At 60.8% G+C, this 18311-nt stretch carries 17 protein-coding genes; 7 read left to right on the top strand and 10 right to left on the bottom strand.

Annotation, left to right across the window (positions count from 1 at the left end; genetic code table 11):
* The first annotated feature begins 16 nt into the window (after positions 1-16).
* The gene (locus tag AC1DXO_RS17395; protein WP_476979433.1) at positions 17-1210 is read left to right on the top strand and encodes a glycosyltransferase; all 1194 of its coding nucleotides are present in this window, start codon (positions 17-19) and stop codon (positions 1208-1210) included.
* Positions 1211-1398: 188 nt separating this feature from the next.
* Here the strand turns inward: AC1DXO_RS17395 and AC1DXO_RS17390 are convergent, their stop codons facing one another.
* The 5 genes from AC1DXO_RS17390 to AC1DXO_RS17370 all read right to left on the bottom strand — a co-directional run bounded on the left by AC1DXO_RS17390 (position 1399) and on the right by AC1DXO_RS17370 (position 4341).
* Positions 1399-1845: a glycine zipper 2TM domain-containing protein gene (locus tag AC1DXO_RS17390; protein WP_476979432.1), complete on the bottom strand. Its 447-nt coding sequence runs from the start codon at positions 1843-1845 to the stop codon at positions 1399-1401.
* A gap of 193 nt (positions 1846-2038) precedes the next feature.
* Positions 2039-2500, bottom strand: a complete 462-nt coding sequence (locus AC1DXO_RS17385; protein ID WP_476979431.1) for a glycine zipper domain-containing protein — start codon at positions 2498-2500, stop codon at positions 2039-2041.
* 106 nt (positions 2501-2606) lie between these two features.
* On the bottom strand, positions 2607-3104 hold the full coding sequence (locus AC1DXO_RS17380) for a hypothetical protein (RefSeq protein WP_476979430.1): 498 nt from the start codon (positions 3102-3104) through the stop codon (positions 2607-2609).
* Positions 3105-3240: 136 nt separating this feature from the next.
* Complete coding sequence (locus tag AC1DXO_RS17375) at positions 3241-3729, bottom strand: hypothetical protein (protein ID WP_476979429.1); 489 nt, start codon at positions 3727-3729, stop codon at positions 3241-3243.
* A gap of 96 nt (positions 3730-3825) precedes the next feature.
* Positions 3826-4341 carry a hypothetical protein gene (locus AC1DXO_RS17370; protein ID WP_476979428.1) on the bottom strand — a complete coding sequence of 172 codons (516 nt, stop codon included), beginning with the start codon at positions 4339-4341 and terminating at the stop codon, positions 3826-3828.
* A 159-nt stretch (positions 4342-4500) separates the two neighbouring features.
* Between AC1DXO_RS17370 and AC1DXO_RS17365 the strand changes: the two genes are divergently transcribed.
* Positions 4501-5739, top strand: a complete 1239-nt coding sequence (locus AC1DXO_RS17365) for a class I SAM-dependent RNA methyltransferase (protein ID WP_476979427.1) — start codon at positions 4501-4503, stop codon at positions 5737-5739.
* 86 nt (positions 5740-5825) lie between these two features.
* A complete protein-coding gene (locus AC1DXO_RS17360) occupies positions 5826-6488 on the top strand; it encodes a glycosyltransferase (RefSeq protein WP_476979426.1) in 663 nt (220 codons plus the stop codon).
* Between the two features lie 333 nt (positions 6489-6821).
* Here the strand turns inward: AC1DXO_RS17360 and AC1DXO_RS17355 are convergent, their stop codons facing one another.
* The gene (locus AC1DXO_RS17355) at positions 6822-8612 is read right to left on the bottom strand and encodes a lytic transglycosylase domain-containing protein (protein ID WP_476979425.1); all 1791 of its coding nucleotides are present in this window, start codon (positions 8610-8612) and stop codon (positions 6822-6824) included.
* Between the two features lie 180 nt (positions 8613-8792).
* Entirely contained in the window at positions 8793-9629 is an 837-nt protein-coding gene (locus AC1DXO_RS17350) for a uracil-DNA glycosylase (RefSeq protein WP_476979424.1), read from the bottom strand.
* A 106-nt stretch (positions 9630-9735) separates the two neighbouring features.
* On the opposite strand from AC1DXO_RS17350, the gene AC1DXO_RS17345 reads away from it, so the two are divergent.
* Positions 9736-11421: an electron transfer flavoprotein-ubiquinone oxidoreductase gene (locus AC1DXO_RS17345; RefSeq protein ID WP_476979423.1), complete on the top strand. Its 1686-nt coding sequence runs from the start codon at positions 9736-9738 to the stop codon at positions 11419-11421.
* Between the two features lie 10 nt (positions 11422-11431).
* Here AC1DXO_RS17345 and AC1DXO_RS17340 read toward each other — a convergent pair whose 3' ends face one another.
* Positions 11432-12199 (bottom strand): NUDIX hydrolase, encoded by a 768-nt coding sequence (locus tag AC1DXO_RS17340; protein ID WP_476979422.1) that lies wholly within the window; start codon positions 12197-12199, stop codon positions 11432-11434.
* Between the two features lie 136 nt (positions 12200-12335).
* On the opposite strand from AC1DXO_RS17340, the gene AC1DXO_RS17335 reads away from it, so the two are divergent.
* From AC1DXO_RS17335 to AC1DXO_RS17325, 3 genes are all read left to right on the top strand, one after another.
* Positions 12336-13202: a TIGR02452 family protein gene (locus AC1DXO_RS17335; protein WP_476979421.1), complete on the top strand. Its 867-nt coding sequence runs from the start codon at positions 12336-12338 to the stop codon at positions 13200-13202.
* Positions 13203-13508: 306 nt separating this feature from the next.
* Positions 13509-15350, top strand: coding sequence for a tetratricopeptide repeat protein (locus tag AC1DXO_RS17330; RefSeq protein WP_476979420.1), 1842 nt, complete (start codon positions 13509-13511; stop codon positions 15348-15350).
* Between the two features lie 6 nt (positions 15351-15356).
* On the top strand, positions 15357-16202 hold the full coding sequence (locus AC1DXO_RS17325; RefSeq protein ID WP_476979419.1) for a 4-(cytidine 5'-diphospho)-2-C-methyl-D-erythritol kinase: 846 nt from the start codon (positions 15357-15359) through the stop codon (positions 16200-16202).
* Positions 16203-16384: 182 nt separating this feature from the next.
* Here the strand turns inward: AC1DXO_RS17325 and AC1DXO_RS17320 are convergent, their stop codons facing one another.
* Together AC1DXO_RS17320 and AC1DXO_RS17315 are read right to left on the bottom strand one after the other, a co-directional pair.
* Positions 16385-16795 (bottom strand): DUF6157 family protein, encoded by a 411-nt coding sequence (locus AC1DXO_RS17320; protein ID WP_476979418.1) that lies wholly within the window; start codon positions 16793-16795, stop codon positions 16385-16387.
* A 93-nt stretch (positions 16796-16888) separates the two neighbouring features.
* The gene (locus AC1DXO_RS17315; RefSeq protein WP_476979417.1) at positions 16889-18202 is read right to left on the bottom strand and encodes an AmpG family muropeptide MFS transporter; all 1314 of its coding nucleotides are present in this window, start codon (positions 18200-18202) and stop codon (positions 16889-16891) included.
* Positions 18203-18311 lie beyond the last annotated feature (109 nt).

Genomic DNA, 18311 nt, shown 5'->3' with positions numbered 1-18311 from the left:
TCCGAGGGAGCCCTGCTTGTCGACTGATACCCCTATCCCGTCCGCCTCCGCCGCGGTCGATGCGAATTACGCAGGGCCAGCGCTTAGCCCAGAGCTTAGCCTGATCATCTGTACCCTTAACGAAGGTGCGGCCATCCGTTCGGTGATCGAGGAGATTAGCGACACGCTTGCCGGCATCAGCCACGAAATCATCGTTGTCGACGACAATTCGCAGGATAATACCCACGCCGAGGTCGAGGCCGTGGCGAAACTGCGTCCCAATGTCCGCCTGCACGTCCGGACGAATGAGCGCGGACTGTCGTCAGCGGCCATCAAGGGCTGGGACATCGCCAAGGGCCGTTACCTCGGTGTCATGGACGGCGACGGCCAGCATGATCCGCTGGCGATTCGTCAACTTGCCGACATGATCCTCAAGGGTGACAAGGACCTGGTCTGTGCGTCGCGCTATATCGGCAAGGCCGACACCGGCCTCAGCCTGTTCCGCGAACTGGGCTCGCGGGCCTTCACGGCGGTCACCAGTCTGGTGCTGAAGGCGCCGCTGACCGACCCGCTGAGTGGCTGTTTCATCATGTCGCGCGAATATTACCAACTGGCGCGGTCACGACTGACCGGCGTCGGTTTCAAGATCCTGGTCGATGTCGTGGCCTCCGCCAAGCGCAAGCCGCGTTTCGGTGAGGTCAAGGCGTCACTGCGCCAGCGCCAGGGCGGCGAGTCGAAACTGGACATTCGCGTGGTGCTTGATCTGGCGGCGCTGCTGGTCGAAAAAGCGACCAACGGATTGATGCCGGCGCGCTTTGTGCTGTTCGCAGGGGTTGGGTTGACGGGCGTCGCGGTCAATATCGCCGTGCTGTATCTCGCCCACACCTTCTTCAACAACGGCGCGCGCATACCGATCTATCGTTTTCAGTTCCGCACCGACGATATCGTCAGCTATAGTGTGGCTATCTGGCTGTCGATGACATGGAACTTTTTTATCAACAACCTGATCACCTTCAGGGATAAGCGTTTGAAGGGCGTGGCGCTGATCGGAGGCCTGCTGACCTTTTACCTGGCATGTTCGCTGGGCGCCTTGGTCAGCCTGGCCCTGTCGCTGTTCATGAAGGACCACCTTCATATTCACTATATTGTCGCGGGGATCATCGCGACCCTGATCGGCAGTATCTGGAACTACTGGGGCGCTATGCTGCTGTCCTGGCGCCGAAACCCATAATCTTTAGCTCAAGCGCCGCCGGATGGCCGGCCCCGATGGCACCTCGCATTAGCTCGGGCGGCCAAGAAGCGTGTTTTGGCGCCCTTGCCGAGTTGCGATGAATTGCAACTCGGAACAAAATAAGCCCGAAGCGGGGGGATCTCGCGCTCCGGGCTTTAAGTTGTCTCAGAAGACTTAGCAGGCGGCGACTACCAGTTGTTGCGGTTGTGGCGGCGGTCATGACGATCATGGCGGCGATCGTTGCGGTTGTCCCAACGGTCATCGTCACGGCCATAGCGGTCGCCACGGTCATAGCGGTCATCGCGGCGGTTGTCGTAATACCCGTCATTGCCGTAGTCGTCGTTATAGCCGTAGTCATAACGGCACTTGCTGTTGTTCTTGGCGATCGAGGAACCCACAGCCGCACCAACCACGGCGCCCAGAACGGTGCCGACACCCTTATGGCGCGTGTCCGAAGCGCTGCCACCGATCACGCCGCCGACCACGGCGCCGGCGATGGCGCCATCGCGCTTCTTGTCGTTCTTTTGCGCGCGGCAGCTTTCGGCCGCAGCCATGCTGGGCAGGCTGGCGCCGATCAGGGCTGTAACGGCCAAAGCTGAAATGAACAGTTTGCGGGCTGCGGTCATGCGGATCATGTGGGTTTCCTCTCGAGATTAAAAGTCTTTGGTCCTTGGGGCTGGGTGAGATCACCGCGCCGTCATGACACCCCGTATACAGAGGCCAAGATGAACGAACCTTGATAACTTCGTTCATCTTCGTTCATCAAGCGAGGATCGATCTCGCCAAGAGAAAACCCCGGAACCTGAAGGCTCCGGGGCTGTCACGCGATTACCAGTCGTGGTGGTGGTGGTGATGATGGCGGTGACCGTGCCAGCCGCGGTCACGATAATAGTACCGCTCGCGATAGACGGGCCGTGGCGATACATAGACGTAGCCGCGCGGTTCGACATAGGTGCGGCGATAACGATAACCGTCGTCGTAATAGCGGTCGCGATAGCCGTCGTCATAGTAGGTATCGCTGTAGTAACGATCATCGTAGCACGACGTGTTGTTACGGCCCATGGACGAGCCGACGGCCGCGCCGACAATGGCGCCGGCGACCGTGCCGACGCCCTTATGGTGCGTATCCGAGGCGCTGCCGCCGATCGCGCCGCCGATGATCGCACCGGCGACCGCGCCGTCGGAACTACCGCGGCTTCGGCGATAGCAATCCGCGGAAGCGGGCAGGGCTATAGTGGTCAGGGCAGCCGCCGCCACGGCAGAAACGATGAGTTTGTGAGCAATTTTCATAGCGGTTCTCCTTCGATATGCGGCTGAACACATGCACCGCAGATTTCACGAGTGTAACATTTACAGCATGAACAGCCCTTAACCGGTCCGTTCATCTTCGTTCATGTCAATAGCCCCATCCGCCCCAGTAGCGCCGATCACTATAGCCCCAGCGATGGCTGTTGCTGCTGGCATAGCGTTCGTAATAGCCGTTGCTGCGCGCATATGGCTCATAGCTGGTGTCGTAATAGACATAGTTGCGGCCATGGCCATAGCCGTACCAGGCATTGCATCCGCAGCCACGATGATAGCGACGACCGGTCCAGGTTACGCCGGCATAGTAGCCGTAGTTAGGAGCGGTCTGCAGCGTGCCGTCGCGATATCCGGCCTGTTCGCGCGCGCGCGGGTCCTGCTGGCGCGGGCCTTCGTAACGGTAGTATTCGCCGCTGACATAGTCGTAGGCCAGATCGGCCCCGGCATAGGGAATGGTGTCGACCTTGTCCGGGCCGTCGTCATGGCTGTCATGGTCGTCGCGGTAGGTGCCGCTATCCTGGGCTGCCGCTGGCACTGTGACGGCGGCAAGGGCCACGGCGAGGATAAGACTGGCAAAGCGGGCGTGCGACATGTCGACCTCGGAGACAGGGGCGAAATCTGAGCGATTAACCCTGTTATCTCATCCGATTGGCGAAAGTTATAAATGCCGCGGCGCCGGCTCAAAACACAAAATTCCGTAAGTGCTGTGCCTACAGTTACGCCGACAATCAATAATGATGGCGATGATGCGGATCACGGCAATCGACCGGATGCGGTACACCCTGCCCGGAAACCTGACCTGAGGTGTAATAGGTTACTATGCGGCGCGACACGATACGGCTGGAGGTATAGGTGGCGCTTTCCCAGCCTTCGGCATTCAGGTTGACGACGCGCGAGGAGCCGTAGTCGGCATAGCCTGCGCCGGTGTCGACATAGGGCGCATGATCGACCGGCGGCGGAGCAGAATGCGCCACCGGAGGGCCGGCATGGCGAACCGGGTGCGCAATAGCATGCCTGGCCGTCTTGACGGCGACGGCGCAATTGCAGGCGACGACCTTTTTGGCGACAGCCTTTTTGACGACGACTTTTTTGACCACCTTGTGCGACTTGGCTTTAGCTGGAGCCTTGGTGGGAGGACAGTGAGCCCCCGCCGCCATTGGCAGGACGAGCGCCGTGCAGGCGAGGGCGGCAAGAAAGACGGATCTGGTATCGGACATGAGAACAGCCTTGGAGCAAGTCAGGGGCGAAATAAGGTTAACGCATCTTCGTCCACCGATAGCACCGGGTCAACCTTACCTCGCCCGACGGGGGAATCACCAAAGGTTGTTCAGCCACGACATCAGCGAGACGTTTCCTGCGTCGGATATGAAGTCCGCGTCGCGATGGTAGTGGTTGACGGCACGCGACCGGGCATACCCACTGTAATCGAGCGGAGCCTCGTAGGACGGCGGGCTGCGATAAACAGGGCGTGCGACGACCCGGTGACGATACAGCGGCCGGACGGGCGCCGGGGCGGGCACATAGACGATCTCTCTCACAATGACGGGCTGGCGCACGATCACCGGTTCACGGACGATGACGGTACGTGTGCGGCCGCGTGGCTGGCGGTCATAGACGCGCGTAGGCCGCGACGGTCGCACGGCCGTGCGGCGGACGACGGTATGTTCCCTGATCGAGACCGCCTTAACAATGCGCGTCTTTTCGATCACGGTCGTCTGGCTGCGGTGGCGCTGGGCGGCCTCGGCGGCGACGGGCACGACGCCCGAGGTCATGACCGAAGCGGCCAGTATGGGCAGAAGCATGGATTTCATCATCGATTTGCGGGTCATTTCAGGCACTCCTTAGCTATGATCACCGCCCCATTGACCTGCAAATTACGCCCTGTGACCTGAACCGGGGCTTGAACCCGTGGTTCATCCGGGTTCATGTTCGGTTGCCTTTCGACTCATACCCCTGTAAGGGGCCTGTCCCATTGCAACGGCGGGCTCATGACGGATTTCGAGGCACATATCGACAAGGTCGGCTTTCAGGGCGACGGCATCACCGCCGGCGGGCTGATCGTGCCACTTTCGCTGCCCGGTGAACGTGTGACAATACGCGACGGCAAAGAACGCAATGAGCTGGTTGCGGTTCTGGAGGCGAGCCCGCAGCGGGTGACGCCACCGTGTCCGCATTTCGCCGCCTGCGGCGGCTGCGCCCTCCAGCACTGGGACGTGACCGCTTACAGCGCCTGGAAGCGCGAGATGGTCGAGATCCAGCTGCGCCGCGGCGGGCTCGACACCGAAATCGGCGCCATCTTCACCACACCGCCGCACAGCCGGCGCCGAGTCGGGCTGCACGCCCGTAAACAGGGCAAGACGATACAACTCGGCTTCAAGGCGCGCCGTTCGTGGGCCCTGGTGCCGATCGAGACCTGCACCATATCCGACCCGGCCATCGTTGCGGCGCTCGGATATCTGCGCCAGTTGGCGGCGCCACTGTTCGAGCACCCCAAGTCGGCGCCCATCCTGCACATCACCGTATCCCTGACCGGGCTCGATATCGATATTTCCGGTGTCGAGCGTTCAAAAAGCGGTGGCATTTCGGCCGACGCCCGTATGCAGATCGCCATGGTCGCGGGGGAAGCCGATTTCGCGCGCGTCACCATGGGCGACGATATCCTGTATATGGCGCGTCAGCCGCGCGTGCGTTTAGGCAAGGCTACGGTTGCCCTGCCCATGGGTTCTTTCCTGCAGGCCACACCCCAGGCTGAGGCCGCTATGGCGCAGTTGGTCACTGAGGCGGTTTCGGGCGCCAAAAAGGTTGCCGACCTGTTTTGCGGGGCAGGCACCTTTACCTTCCCTCTGGCTGAAACGGCGGTCGTCCACGCCGCCGATGGCGCTGCGTCCTCGATCGCGGCGCTGAAGAACGCCCTGGCCTCGGCGCCGGGGTTGAAAACCATCACGCCGGAGGTGCGCGACCTGTTCCGCCGTCCGATGCTGGCCGCTGATTTCAAGGGATTTGATGCCGTCGTCTTCGATCCGCCGCGTGCCGGCGCCGAGGCTCAGGTCCAGGAAATCGCCAATTCGGCCGTGCAACGGGTGGTTGGTGTCAGCTGCAATCCCACCACCTTTATCCGGGATGCTAAAATCCTTGTGAACGCGGGATTTTCGCTGGACAGGGTGACGCCGATAGATCAGTTCTTGTGGTCCGCCCACGTCGAACTGGTGGGTGTTTTTTCGCGCTAACCAGCCCCTGGCCAAAAGGGCAGGGCGTCGAAAAGTGTCAAGACAGAACCGTTATTGAAAGAGTCGCGTACGTGATTTCCGTTGTCATGCCTACCCTGAATGCCGAAGATCACCTGGTCCGCACGCTGACCTCGCTGGTGCCGGGCGTGGTGGAAGGCCTGATCCGCGAAGTCATTATCGTCGACGGCGGGTCGGATGATTCGACCATCGAGATCGCCGAATCGACGGGCTGCAAGATTATCCGCACCGATGCCGCGCGTGGTTTGCAGTTGTGGCAGGGCTGCCGGGCCGCCAAGGGCGATTGGTTGCTGATCATGCATTCGGATTCGCAACTGGGCGACGGCTGGATGGACCAGGTTGCCGATCACGTCAAAAACCACGCGACCCAGGCTGGATATTTCCATTTGAAGTTCGACGATCCATCTTTGCTGGTGGGCCTGTGGGCCGAAATGCTGGCCGCCCGGGCGCGCTGGCTGGCCATGCCGAGCGGCGACCACGGCCTGTTGCTGTCCAAGGCGCTGTATGACTGCGCCGGTGGTTACAAGGACCAGGCGGCGTTCGAGGACGTGGCCCTTGCCATGTCGCTGGGACGGGCACGCTTGCGGCCCATGGCGACGTCTCTGACGACCAATGCCGGACGGTTCCGCGCCAAGGGCTGGGCTGTCGGCCTGGTCACCAAGGGTGCGCGCTTCCTGCTGTATCTGCTGGGTGTCCCGCCCAAACCTCCGATGATCAAGCGCGCGGCTTGAGACCACCAATTCCCAAAGTCTTGCGCGCAGCGCATTTGCCAATATAGCTCGCGGGCTTCAGATGGCCCGCCTGCAACATTGAAGCGTTCGTGCTTTTCGTTTTTTCGTGTTTTTCGTGGCCCAAAATTCCATTGTCAACTGAGGTCGAACTCCGGCAAAGCGAGAGAAATCTGTCAGCGCGACACGGCGGATGCCTGTCTTCGATCGTGGAATTTTGGGCCACGAAAAACACGAAAAAACGAAAAGCACGAACGATAGTGTGCTGACACGCCTGTGCGGAACGATCAACTGATCGGGAGGCGGTACCACTAATTAAAGCGCTTCGCGCGGGAGCTACTTGTCGACCGAGGCGTCGATGATGCGTGCGTCGCTCGCGGCCTGGGCCAGGGTCTTGGTTGGCTGGCCCATGATCTGGCGATAGATCCAGTAGTTGGCGGCGACTTCTTCGACATATTGCCGCGTCTGGGCGACCGGGATCGATTCCATGAACAGCAACGAATCCGCGTCAGGCCCCAGCGAGTCCATGGCGTCCTTCACCGGACGAGGTCCGGCATTATAGGCCGCGATCGTGCGCAACAGGTCGCTTTCGATAATCTTGGAGTCCATCAGGCGGCCGATATAGTTCTGGCCGACGCGCAGATTGACCGCCGGTGTCAGCAGTTGCGCCGGCTTGCTGTTGAAGCTGGCATCATTCTCGACCAGGGCTGCTGTCGCCGGCATCAGTTGCAACAGGCCGTAGGCGCCGGAATAGCTGTGGGCCTTGGGATTGAACTTGCTTTCCTTGCGGGCGAAGGCGAACACCAGCGCGCGCGGCACCGTGTAGCCGCCCTTGGGGGCAAAATCGGGAATGGGGTACAGCGACGCATCGAACAACCGGTCGGCAGGCTTCAGCTGGCTGACCGGGATCTGGGTGCGGGCAGCCATGGCCAGCCACTGGTCGCGTTCGTCGCCACTGGCCGCCGTCTGCACGGCCGCCTGAAGTTCGTCCTGGGCATCGCTGCCGCGGCCGATCTGGATCAGGGCATTGAGGCGCTGGGCCTTCACATCCCCCTGGGCCCAGGTGAAATCGTCGTCGAGCGCAGCGGTGAGGGCGTTGCGCGAGTCGTTGGAATAGGTCGGTGTCTGGCCTTTCTTGGCCAGGACGACCGCAGGCGTTACCCCAAGACGCTGTTCGGCCACCAGGCCGTAAAAAGTGAAGGGGAAGCTGGCAGATACCTTGAACCAGGTCTCGGCCTCGTCCTTCTGGCCCATCTTGCCGGCGCATCGGCCTGCCCAGTAGGCGCCACCCGACTGACTCCACGCGTTGCGGCTGGGGTCGGAGGCGACGAATTTGAATTCGGCCAGGGCCTGTTCGTAACGGCCGAGGCGCCAGTTGGCCAGGCCGGCCACCCAGTGATCACCGATCTTCCTGCCCAGCTTCACAGCCTGTTCGAGTTGACCGTTATTATAGGCCGAGCGGGCCGACTTCGGTGTCAGGTCGGAATCGTCGGTGGGTGCGCCGGGATTGAAATTGGCGGTGGGCTTGCTGTCACTCAGGGACACGCCGGCGACCAGCTTGACAGCGCCGTTGCTGTCACCGGTCATCGCCACGGCCGTGCCGCCCAGCGACGGGAAGGCCGGATCGGGTGCACCGGCGGGCTTCTTGCGTTTGGCCAGGCCCCAGACGCGCATGGCCATGGGCTGATCGCCGTAGGCGGCCAGCCAGCCGGTCAGTTCGTCATAGGTCGAGCTGTATTTGCGGCTGAACAGCTTGTGGAATTCAGCATAGCCCATCAGCCGCCGGTCCTTGACCTGGGCCAGCTTGGCCTCGGCGGCATCAAAGTCACCAGAATCGATCAGATCGAAAGCCGCCTGATACAGCTGCGCGTCCCACGGTGCCAGCACACTTGTCTGGGCGACCGCTTGAACAGGCGCGGCGGGTGCCTGACCGGCGACAAGCGCGTAGGGGATGGGCGTAGCATTCAAGGCGACGGTATCAGCAGCCGGTTCAGCGGCCTCGGCCGCAGTCTGCGCATCAGGTGCCGCGAAATCCTGCGCATTCACGTGCTGCGTCAGGGCGGGCGCGGCCAGCAACAGGGCTGCGCCGGCAACAAGGCTGCGGAGTGTCTGGCGGTTGGACGTCAAAACGACACCTTCTTGCGGCGACCCGCTGTGCTGGGCCAAGCGATCGAACTTAATGAAAAATTTACGGCGGAGCAACCCCGAAAGGTATTGCTTGCGTCATCAATGTCACAGTGGGTCATGCGCAGGGATAGTGCAAGCCACATTCCCCGTCGGTTGAATCACATAATTTTTATGAGAAATTTATAGTTCGGCCTTGACCACCAACTGCAGCAAGTCGCGCCAGAACAATCCCTTGGCCTGGGGCTGGCGTAAAAGGAAGCTGGGAGGGTAGCTCGCCATGGCCGGAATAGCAGGCTCCGTTCCGTGAGATACAATGCGGCCGCGCAGCTGGCGCAGATTCTGGTCGAGATTGAGCGCGCCGGAAACCGCGCCCGCCCCCAGCAAAAGCAGGGCCTTGGGCGCTGCCAGGCGGATCATGGCGCTAAGGAACGGTGCCGACAGGCTGACATCCTCAGGGGTGAGCGGGCGGCCTCCGGCGGCGCGCCAGAAGACGCAAGGCGTCATCAAGGCGCGATCCTTCAGGCCTGCGGCTGCCAGGGCGGCGTCCATCAGGATTCCGGGCTTTCCGGCAAAGGCGACACCGCCCAGGTCCTCCTCGGAGTCGGGGGCTTCGCCGACAATCATGATGTCAGGGCTGGCCTGGCCGCGAAAACGAACCAGCGACTTGCCACCTTCGTGGCGTATCGGCATGTGATGGAAGGCTTCCAACTCGGCGTAAAGTTCGTCAAGCGATCGCGCTGCGGCAGCGCGTTGCCTGGCTTCATGCATGACGGTTGCGACGTCAAGACCGGCAAGGCTCTGCGGTTTGAGCTGGTTAACCTGTCCCGCTTGCGTCGCGGAAGCCACAGGTGTCACGTGAATTTGCGTGGATGCCGTTGCGGCACGCGGATTTGGTGATTTATTTTCGCTCAGAGTCCGATTAAGAGGCGCAGTCGCATAGACCTCTTCCAGATCATGGTCGATGAGAAAGCCAAGGTAGCTCTCTATCTCCTTTGCCAGATTGTCGGACGGATACATGTGGGGGAGGGGCCTTATGCCGGACTTTGTCTTCAGACTCCTCACATACCGGGGCGCGGGCCAAAGTTCAAACAGCGAAGCGCAAGGTTAGGGAGAAATTCGGGAAATGGACGCACCAGCCGCACGCGAGGCGATGGACTATGATGTAGTGATCGTCGGCGGCGGGCCGGCGGGGCTTTCGGCCGCCATCCGCCTGAAGCAGCAGGCCGCCAAGGCCGGCACTGAGGTCAGCGTCGCCCTGCTCGAAAAAGGCTCGGAAATCGGCGCCCATATCCTGTCCGGCGCCGTGTTCGATACCTCCGGCTTGAGCAAGCTGTTTCCCGATTGGAAAGCCCAAAAGCCTGAGGACGGGGGCGCCCCCCTGGGTACGCCGGTCAGCGACGACAAGTTCATCTATCTGGGGCCGCAGGGCGCGCTCGACATCACCTGGCTGCCCAAGCCCGGCTATATGAGCAATCATGGCTGCTATATCGGCAGCCTGGGTAACCTGTGCCGTTGGCTGGCCGAACAGGCGGAAGGCCTGGGCGTCGAGATCTATCCTGGCATGGCCTGTTCCGAAGTCCTGTATGACGACGATGGCGCGGTTGCTGGCGTGGTGGCCGGCGTATTCGGCATTGGCCGCGATGGCCATCACAAGCCCGACTACCAGCCAGGTCTGGAACTGCGTGCAAAATACACCTTCTTTGCCGAAGGGGCGCGCGGATCCTTGTCGCAACAGGTTATACGCAAGTTCGAACTGGATGCGGACTGCGAAGTTCAGAAATATGGCCTCGGCATCAAGGAACTGTGGAAGGTGCCGGCCGCGAAGTTCAGGCCCGGCCTGGTTCAGCACACCCTGGGCTGGCCTCTCGACGACAAGACGGGCGGCGGATCGTTCATTTATCATTTCGGCGACCACTATGTCGCCGTGGGTTTTGTGGTTCACCTCAACTACCAGAACCCCTACCTGTCGCCCTATGACGAGTTCCAACGCTTCAAGCACCACCCAATCGTCGCCGAGCAACTGGAAGGCGGAGAACGGGTCGCCTACGGAGCGCGCGCTATTAATGAAGGTGGCTACCAGTCGGTGCCGAAACTGGCCTTCCCGGGCGGTGCGCTGATCGGCTGTTCGGCCGGCTTCGTCAACCTGCCGCGCATCAAGGGCAGCCACAACGCCATCAAGAGCGGCATCCTGGCGGCCGACGCCGCCGTCAAGGCCCTGGCATCGGGCACTTCCAGCAAAACCCTGACCGGCTATCAGACGGCCTATGACCATTCGGATATCGCGAAGGAACTGAAGCTGGTCCGCAATCTGAAGCCGATCCTCAGCCGTCTCGGCACGGGTCTCGGCACTCTGGTCGGCGGTATCGAGATGACGGTGACCAATCTGTTGGGCGGGCTTTCCCTGCTCGGCACCCTGAAACATGGCAAATCGGACGCGCACTCGATCAAGCCGGCGGCGGAATGCAAGCCGATCGCCTATCCGAAGCCCGACGGCGTGCTGTCGTTCGACAAGCTGTCATCGGTGTTTATATCGGCGACCAATCACGAGGAGGACCAGCCGGTTCACCTGGTGCTGAAGGACCCGCATATCCCGATCGACATCAATCTGGCCAAATATGCCGAGCCGGCCCAGCGCTATTGCCCGGCCGGGGTTTATGAAATCGTCGGCCAGGATGTCGGCAAACCGCGGCTGCAAATCAACGCCCAGAACTGCGTGCATTGCAAGACGTGTGATATCAAGGATCCGACCGGCAATATCGTGTGGACCACACCGGAAGGCGGCGGAGGGCCGAACTATCCGAATATGTAACTGGCGCCACCTATAAGTTGTCCTCGACCGCGAACGGCGTCCGTCCGGACATGGTGCGGCTGAAATAGATCGTCTCGCTATCCGGGCGCAGGCGATAGAGCTGCGCCGGGCGGTTGCTGCCTAAACGAAGGCCATCCGGAATGGCTTCGAGATAGTCGCCATCGCGGATGCGTTTCCGGAATGCGCTCTTGTCGAGCCTCTTCCCGAGGATGGTCTCGTGCACCTGTTGCAATTCGCTCAGGGTGAACGCCTCCGGCAGAAGATGGACAGGCAGGGAGGTATATTCCACCTTGTTGCGCAGGCGATGAATCGCCGTGCTCAGGATAATGCCATGATCGAAGGCGAGGGGCGCTTCGACGCCTTCGACGTCAACCTCGACCCATCGCACTTCGTCAACGCCAGCCCCCTCCACTGGCGTAACGGAATCCGCAGCGATCAGGGCGAAATAGGCGAAAGTCGTCGACCAGCCACGCGGATCGCGATCCTTGCCGCCGAAGCCCTGGACCTGTTCCAGGTAGGGGGCCTCCACGCCTGTCTTTTCTCTCAATTTGCGAAGCGCTGTGGCATTCAGGTCGGCATCCCGGTGAACGTCGATGAAGCCGCCGGGCAGCGCCCAGCACCCCTTGAACGGGAAGTCGCCGCGCCGGACCAGGAGGACCTGAAGCGTGTTCTGGCGAATGGTGAAGATCGCCAGATCGACGCTGGTGAGGGGCACATCATAGTTGCGAATATTATAGGCACGCAGGAAGGCGGCCTCTTCGGGATCGGTCGGATGCATGGCGGGCTCACTGTGTGAGATGAATTTGCCACGTTTGCACCCTTATTGTCAATTTTCAACTAAGTTAGTTGACTAGAAACACTAAGGCTATTATTCCGCAATCATGATGAACATAGCGGCTCATGGGAGCCATAAAATGACGAACGAAGCCAAAACCATGAACAGTCGCGACCGCCGTGCGGCTATCGCCCAGGATACTCTGGCCGTTATCGAACATGGGCGCTATCGCAACGGCCGTGGCGAGCAGGTCGTCATCGCCGACGATCTGGCCCGGGCCGTCGCTGGTATTATCCATTATACAGGTGCCGGGTTGCGGGCTCTGCGCGAAGCGCAAGTGATCGATACGACTGTTGAAACCCGGATCGATGTGACCAACGAGTCCAGCCTTTCCGCTGTCCGCCGCCTTGTTACCGAGGAGCGACCAGATGTGCTGTGCCTTAACTTCGCCTCCGCGCGCAATCCCGGCGGCGGCTTTCTGGGCGGAGCGGAGGCGCAGGAAGAAAACCTGGCCAAGTCATCGGGGCTTTACGCCTGTCTCATCGCCAAGATGGAAATGTATCAATCCAATCGAGCGTACGACTTCTGCGCCTACCATGACGACATGATATATTCGCCGAAGGTGCCGGTTTTCAGAGACGACGCCTATCAGTATCTCGACGAACCTGTGTTGGCGACTTTTGTCACCGCACCCGCCGTCAATCGGTCAGCGGTCAGCCGGAACAGCCCCGACCGCCTGTACGAGCTTGAAATCATCATGCCCATGCGCATCGAACTGTTGTTGGCGCTGGCCCGTCATCATGGCCATCGTAGCCTCGTCCTTGGCGCCTGGGGCTGCGGCGTTTTCGGCAACCACTCCGCACAGATGTCAGGATGGTTCGCAGACGCGCTAAAAGGGCCATTCTGTAATGCGTTCGAACGCGTGCATTTCGCCGTCCTGGACCGGCATAACGACGGCACCTATGCAGCGTTCGCGGAGAGGTTTCGTTTGGGGGGAGCCTGCTGAGGGGGCAGGCATGGAAAAGCCCGTCCTCCACGGGGGCGGAGGGCGGGCTTTTTTACAGTTAAGGGTCGGGTTAGCTGCGCCGAAAGTCGACATTGCGAAAGGTAAAGCTGAGGCGCCGCGCCAGATGGATTGATGCTAAATACCATCAGCTGTGGCCACGACAGATCAATTCGCAACGGCCACGGCTGATAAGAATGTTACCGCACTCGCGGCATCTATTAACTTTCCTGTTAAGATTTTTGCCGTTATAAGTTTTACATAAGATCTGAGGGCTGTTTATTCTTCTCAAGTATGGATGCGTATAACGTGACATCGAGTTCGCTACTGAAGCCCTCCCACCTGGCCCTTGCCGCCGTCCTGGCCATGGCTGTTTTCCTTCCTTCCGTTCAGGCGCGCCCCATCATGGCCGATGCGCGTCGTGAACTGGGCACGGACGCCAGCCCCTATGCCAACTTCCTGGTCGGGCGGTTCGCCATGACCCAGGGCGATATAGCCACGGCATCGCGCGCCATGGGGGCAGCGAGCCAGGCCGACCCTCAGAACGCAGCCTTGCGTGAAAAGGCTTTCCTGGTCGGCATTCTTAATGGCGATATCGATCAGGCGACCTTGATGTCGGCGCAACTGGGTGTCGGCACCGACACCAGCCGCCTTATGACGCCTATCCTGTCAACCATTACCGCCGTCAAGGCCAACAAGGCGCCGGTCGCGCTGAAGAGCCTCGATACGGCAGCCAAGGCCAATTCCAAGGCGCGCATGGTCGTCATGCTGCGGCCCTATGTCCTGGCGATGAACGGCCAGTGGAAGGCGGCGGTCGACGACAGCGGCGACGCTGCGTTGGGCGCCAATGACAGCGATCGCCTGCTCGTCTATCTCGTCAAGTCGGAACGCGCCCGCGTGCAGGAACTGCATGGCAATCCGAAAGACGCAGAGGCCATCTACACGTCGCTGTATCAGCCGGGCGCCGCTGCCTTTATCTTCGGGCCGGACTATGCAGGCTTCCTTGAGCGTCAGGGCCGCAAGGACGAGGCGCGCGCCATCTGGCAGGAAATCGTCAGCCAGTCGAATGACGCCACCGCAGTCCAGGCGCTAAAGCGGCTGGACGCGACGGACTATGCCAAGCCGGCCTTGCCGGACCTGCGCCAGAGCATGGCCCAGGCCCTGTTCCTGTCGGCCACCATCTCGTTCAGTGAGCGCGACTCCGAAATGGCATTGGCAACCCTTCGGTTGTCCATGTATCTCGACGACACGCCCGACCGGGCCCGCGTCTTCCTGGGCCAGGTTCAGCAGGAACTGCGCGATCCCATCGCGGCCGAAGCCGCCTGGGCCAGTGTGCCCTCGACCTCGCCCTATGCCAGCGAAGCCAGTTTGCGTCGCATCTGGAGTCTGCGCGGCCGTAAGGACAACGACACTGCCCTGGCCCTGGCCAACGACGTCCTGACACGCGACCCGGACAATCTCGGCGTGATCGTCGAAAAGGCCAATATCCTCCACGATCGTGGCGACGACACCGGGGCGCTGACCTTGTTCAACGACCGCATAGCCCGGGCCGGCAGTGCCGACTTTACCTGGCAGGCCTGGTTCCTGCAGGCCATGGTCTATGACAGCCTGGACCAATGGGACAAGGCCGAGGTGGCGATCACGAAGGCGCGCGACCTGAACGGGTCGCGCCCGGAAATCCTCAACTTCCTCGGCTACGGCTGGATCAATCGTGGACTGCACGTCCAGGACGGCATGGAACTGGTCCGTCAGGCCATGGCGGTCAATCCCAAGTCGGGCGCCATCGTCGATTCCCTGGGCTGGGGCTATTATAAGCTGGGGCAGTATGACGACGCGCTCACCTATATCGAGCAAGCGGTCATGTTGTCGCCGTCCGATGCCGAAATCAACGAACACCTGGGTGACGTCTACAAGGCGGTCGGGCGCAATGCCGAGGCCACCTATGAATGGCAGCGCGTTCTGACGCTGGAGGTTGGCGACAAGGAACAGGTGAGGGTGCGGCAAAAGCTGGAAGACAATGCGGCGTCGCTGAAAATCGCTACCGTACCCGGCGTTGTGACGGGTACGACGGCGCTCAACGACCCGGCCGCCAAGCCGGCTGCGAAGGCGGGCAGAAAACCAGCCCAAAAGACTTCCCAGTCGCAAAACTGACGCGCCATGCTGGCGCCGGCCAAGGTCAATCTGTATCTGCACGTCGCCGCGCCGGACGCGCGCGGCTATCACCCATTGCAAAGCCTGGTCATGTTTGCCGACGTTGGCGATGAGGTTTTGTTGACCGACGGGGGCGGCCTGACCATTGACGGACCGTTCGGCCAAGGGCTTAGCACCGGCGATGATAATCTGATCCTCAAGGCGGCCCGGCGTTTTGCCGCGGAGGCCGGTGTCGCGGTCAACCATGGATTCCACCTGACCAAGACACTACCGGTGGCGTCGGGCCTGGGCGGCGGCAGTGCTGATGCCGGGGCAACCCTGCGGTTGCTTCGCCAGGCCTATGTGCCGGATATGTCCGATGATGCCCTGGCGGCTGCGGCCGGGCATACCGGGGCTGACGGCGTGATGTGCCTTTGGTCGCGAACGGCCTTCGCCGAAGGCTATGGTGAGAGTCTGACACTGGCCGATCTGCCGGCCCTGCCGTGTGTGCTGGTCAATCCGGGTGTCGAATGCTCAACCGCAGCAGTTTACAGCGGTTTCGATCATCTGGCGCAGTTCGACGATATTGAGGCGCGGCATGGCTTTGCGGAAGTAGTCAATATTGATGATTTCGTCCGGGCGCTGAAGAAGACGCGCAATGATCTCGAGCCCGCCGCTATCCGTCTCCAGCCGGTTATCGCCGACCTATTGTCGACCCTGGATGCGCAGCCGGAAACGCTTTTGGCGCGGATGTCGGGATCGGGGGCCACCTGTTTCGCTATCTGCGCTACAAAGGGCGCGGCAGAAGACGTCGAGCGGCGGATGCAGGCTATGTGGCCGCGCGCTTGGGTGCGGGCGTGTGCCTTGCGATAGGAAAAGATGTGAACCGCAGATTTCGCTGATTATCGCAGATTTTTCATAGACAGTTCTGATCCGTAAGAACCAAGCCATTCAATCTGGATCGCGTTGCGATCGATGCCGATACCTGCGCTTGCAAAGCCGCAAACACTCGGAAAAAATCTGCGATAATCAGCGAAATCTGCGGTTCAAAGCCCCTATGCAACCGCCGGCCTGCGTGAACGCATGGCCATTTCGACGCGAACCTCAGGATCGTCGCTGAGCTTGTGATAGGCAACCGAATCCATCGGATAGATGGCGATCTTGCCGGCGCCGTTATAGTGGGCGCCGAAGCCGTAGGATTTCGTCAGCGGCGATCCGCGCATACACGGATGGCCTTTGGCGAAAAAGGCTTCCCGGTGGGCTTCACGGTGTTCGGGTGCGATGTGGTTTTTGCGGCAGTATATTTCAAAATTGAAGCTGTCGAGATCGTATTCGTAAGGGTGTTCGGCCAACAGATCGTAATGCAGCCGCGCGATCGTCGGTGCATCGGCGGACCACGACGGAACAATGCCCTGAGTCGCTTTTGTGTCGTCGGCGACTGTGATGAAGGTATTGGTGATCTTCATAGCCTGATCCCTGTATCTACTGACTTTTTCGACGCCAGGCGTGGCGCGCTTTTCCCTGATAAGAAACCCGCGCCGATAAAAATACCATAGGAATTACGCTGCCGAGAATACGCCTTTTTGCCGCATCCGCCAACACAGTATCAGGCACGGAACGGCGATAATGGCCGTCCCGATAAAGAAGACCGAATAGGCATTGAACAGGCCCAGATCGCCCTTCAGGCCATCGACCACCATGCCGGTGAATCCCTTCAGGACCTTACCCGTCAACGCGGCTACGCTGTACATCAGGGCATAGTGGGTCAGGGTGTGGTCGCGACCCGTCATGCGCGTCAGGAAGGCGATAAAGGCGGTCTCGGCGATACCGTTGGACAGGTTGTCGGCGACCAGGGTTATGGCGAAGACCGACAGGCTGCCATGCGACACGGCCATCCACGAAAAGAAGATATTGGACACCGGCCCCAGGGTCGCACCCAGGAAGAAGGTGCGCTGCAGGCCGAAGACCAGCAGGCAACTGCCGCCCAGGGCAATGCCGATAAGGGAGGCCCACAGGCCGATACTGGCGCGCATGGCGGCGATGGCGTCGGGATCTATGTGTGTGTCTTGGTACAGGCTGGGGGCGATATTGCTCAGGTAGTCGGGCAGGCGGTACAGGGCCAGGGTCAGCAGGATCAGGCCCGCCGTGCCCTTATGTTCATTGAAGAAGCTGACGAAGGGCTCGACGATGAGTTCCCTGGCGGTCTTGACGTTATCGCGCACCAGGGCTTCGATCTGCGTGCGGCGGGCAAACAAGGTGGCAGCAACGCCGAAGACCAGCAGGCCCGCGATGGCCATGTAGGCGACAGGCCAGCCGGTCCGCTTGGAAATGACCAGGATCAGCGAGTCCGTAATCAGTATGCCGGCGCGAAAACCGTAGGCATAGAGGCTGGGGTTCAGGGCCTGGTCGGCCTCATTCCCCGTCTGCTCGACACGCCAGGCATCGACAGCGATCTCCTGCGACGCGGCGGCAAAGGCGACAAACACCGCTGAGGCGATAAACAGGCCTAGATGGACCGGGCCCAGCAGAGCCATAACGACCAGACCCAGCGCAATGGCCACTTGGCTGAGCAGCATATAGCTGCGTCTCTGGCCCAGCCAGTCATACAGGAAAGGCAGTCGCGCCTTGTCCATCCAGGGCGCCCAAAGGACTTTTGCGCCATAGACAAGGCTGACCCAGCCAATCATGCCGATGACGGTCAGGGAGACGCCGGAACTGCGCAGCCAGAAACTGAGCGTGCCGCCGACCAGCAGATAGGGCAGGGCGCAAGAAAAGCCGAAGCCGAGCAGGAGCCACGAATTGGACCGGCCAAAGGCTGCCAGCACATGGCGCAGGCGGGTTTGCAGAGTTGGTTTGACGTCGACGTCGGTCATGATGGCTATCAAGCCAGATTCTCAGGCAACCGGACAGGATTTGTTTGAAATTTTGGGGCTTTTGGCTTGCTAGGGCTGGTCGCGCCCTCTATGTTCCGGCCAAATTTGC

The organism is Asticcacaulis sp. P2_C5 (assembly GCF_056404555.1).
Note: the sequence above shows the minus strand (reverse complement) of the source record. Positions and strands in the feature narration are given on the sequence as shown.

Bases quoted from the DNA above. Each gene is read 5' to 3' on its own strand.
- AC1DXO_RS17320 (WP_476979418.1), bottom strand. From the start codon at position 16,795: ATGAAGATCACCAATACCTTCATCACAGTCGCCGACGACACAAAAGCG.
- AC1DXO_RS17380 (WP_476979430.1), bottom strand. From the start codon at position 3,104: ATGTCGCACGCCCGCTTTGCCAGTCTTATCCTCGCCGTGGCCCTTGCC.
- AC1DXO_RS17345 (WP_476979423.1), top strand. From the start codon at position 9,736: ATGGACGCACCAGCCGCACGCGAGGCGATGGACTATGATGTAGTGATC.
- AC1DXO_RS17340 (WP_476979422.1), bottom strand. From the start codon at position 12,199: ATGCATCCGACCGATCCCGAAGAGGCCGCCTTCCTGCGTGCCTATAAT.
- AC1DXO_RS17375 (WP_476979429.1), bottom strand. From the start codon at position 3,729: ATGTCCGATACCAGATCCGTCTTTCTTGCCGCCCTCGCCTGCACGGCG.
- AC1DXO_RS17370 (WP_476979428.1), bottom strand. From the start codon at position 4,341: ATGACCCGCAAATCGATGATGAAATCCATGCTTCTGCCCATACTGGCC.
- AC1DXO_RS17385 (WP_476979431.1), bottom strand. From the start codon at position 2,500: ATGAAAATTGCTCACAAACTCATCGTTTCTGCCGTGGCGGCGGCTGCC.
- AC1DXO_RS17350 (WP_476979424.1), bottom strand. From the start codon at position 9,629: ATGTATCCGTCCGACAATCTGGCAAAGGAGATAGAGAGCTACCTTGGC.
- AC1DXO_RS17360 (WP_476979426.1), top strand. From the start codon at position 5,826: ATGCCTACCCTGAATGCCGAAGATCACCTGGTCCGCACGCTGACCTCG.
- AC1DXO_RS17390 (WP_476979432.1), bottom strand. From the start codon at position 1,845: ATGATCCGCATGACCGCAGCCCGCAAACTGTTCATTTCAGCTTTGGCC.
- AC1DXO_RS17315 (WP_476979417.1), bottom strand. From the start codon at position 18,202: ATGACCGACGTCGACGTCAAACCAACTCTGCAAACCCGCCTGCGCCAT.
- AC1DXO_RS17335 (WP_476979421.1), top strand. From the start codon at position 12,336: ATGACGAACGAAGCCAAAACCATGAACAGTCGCGACCGCCGTGCGGCT.
- AC1DXO_RS17325 (WP_476979419.1), top strand. From the start codon at position 15,357: ATGCTGGCGCCGGCCAAGGTCAATCTGTATCTGCACGTCGCCGCGCCG.
- AC1DXO_RS17365 (WP_476979427.1), top strand. From the start codon at position 4,501: ATGACGGATTTCGAGGCACATATCGACAAGGTCGGCTTTCAGGGCGAC.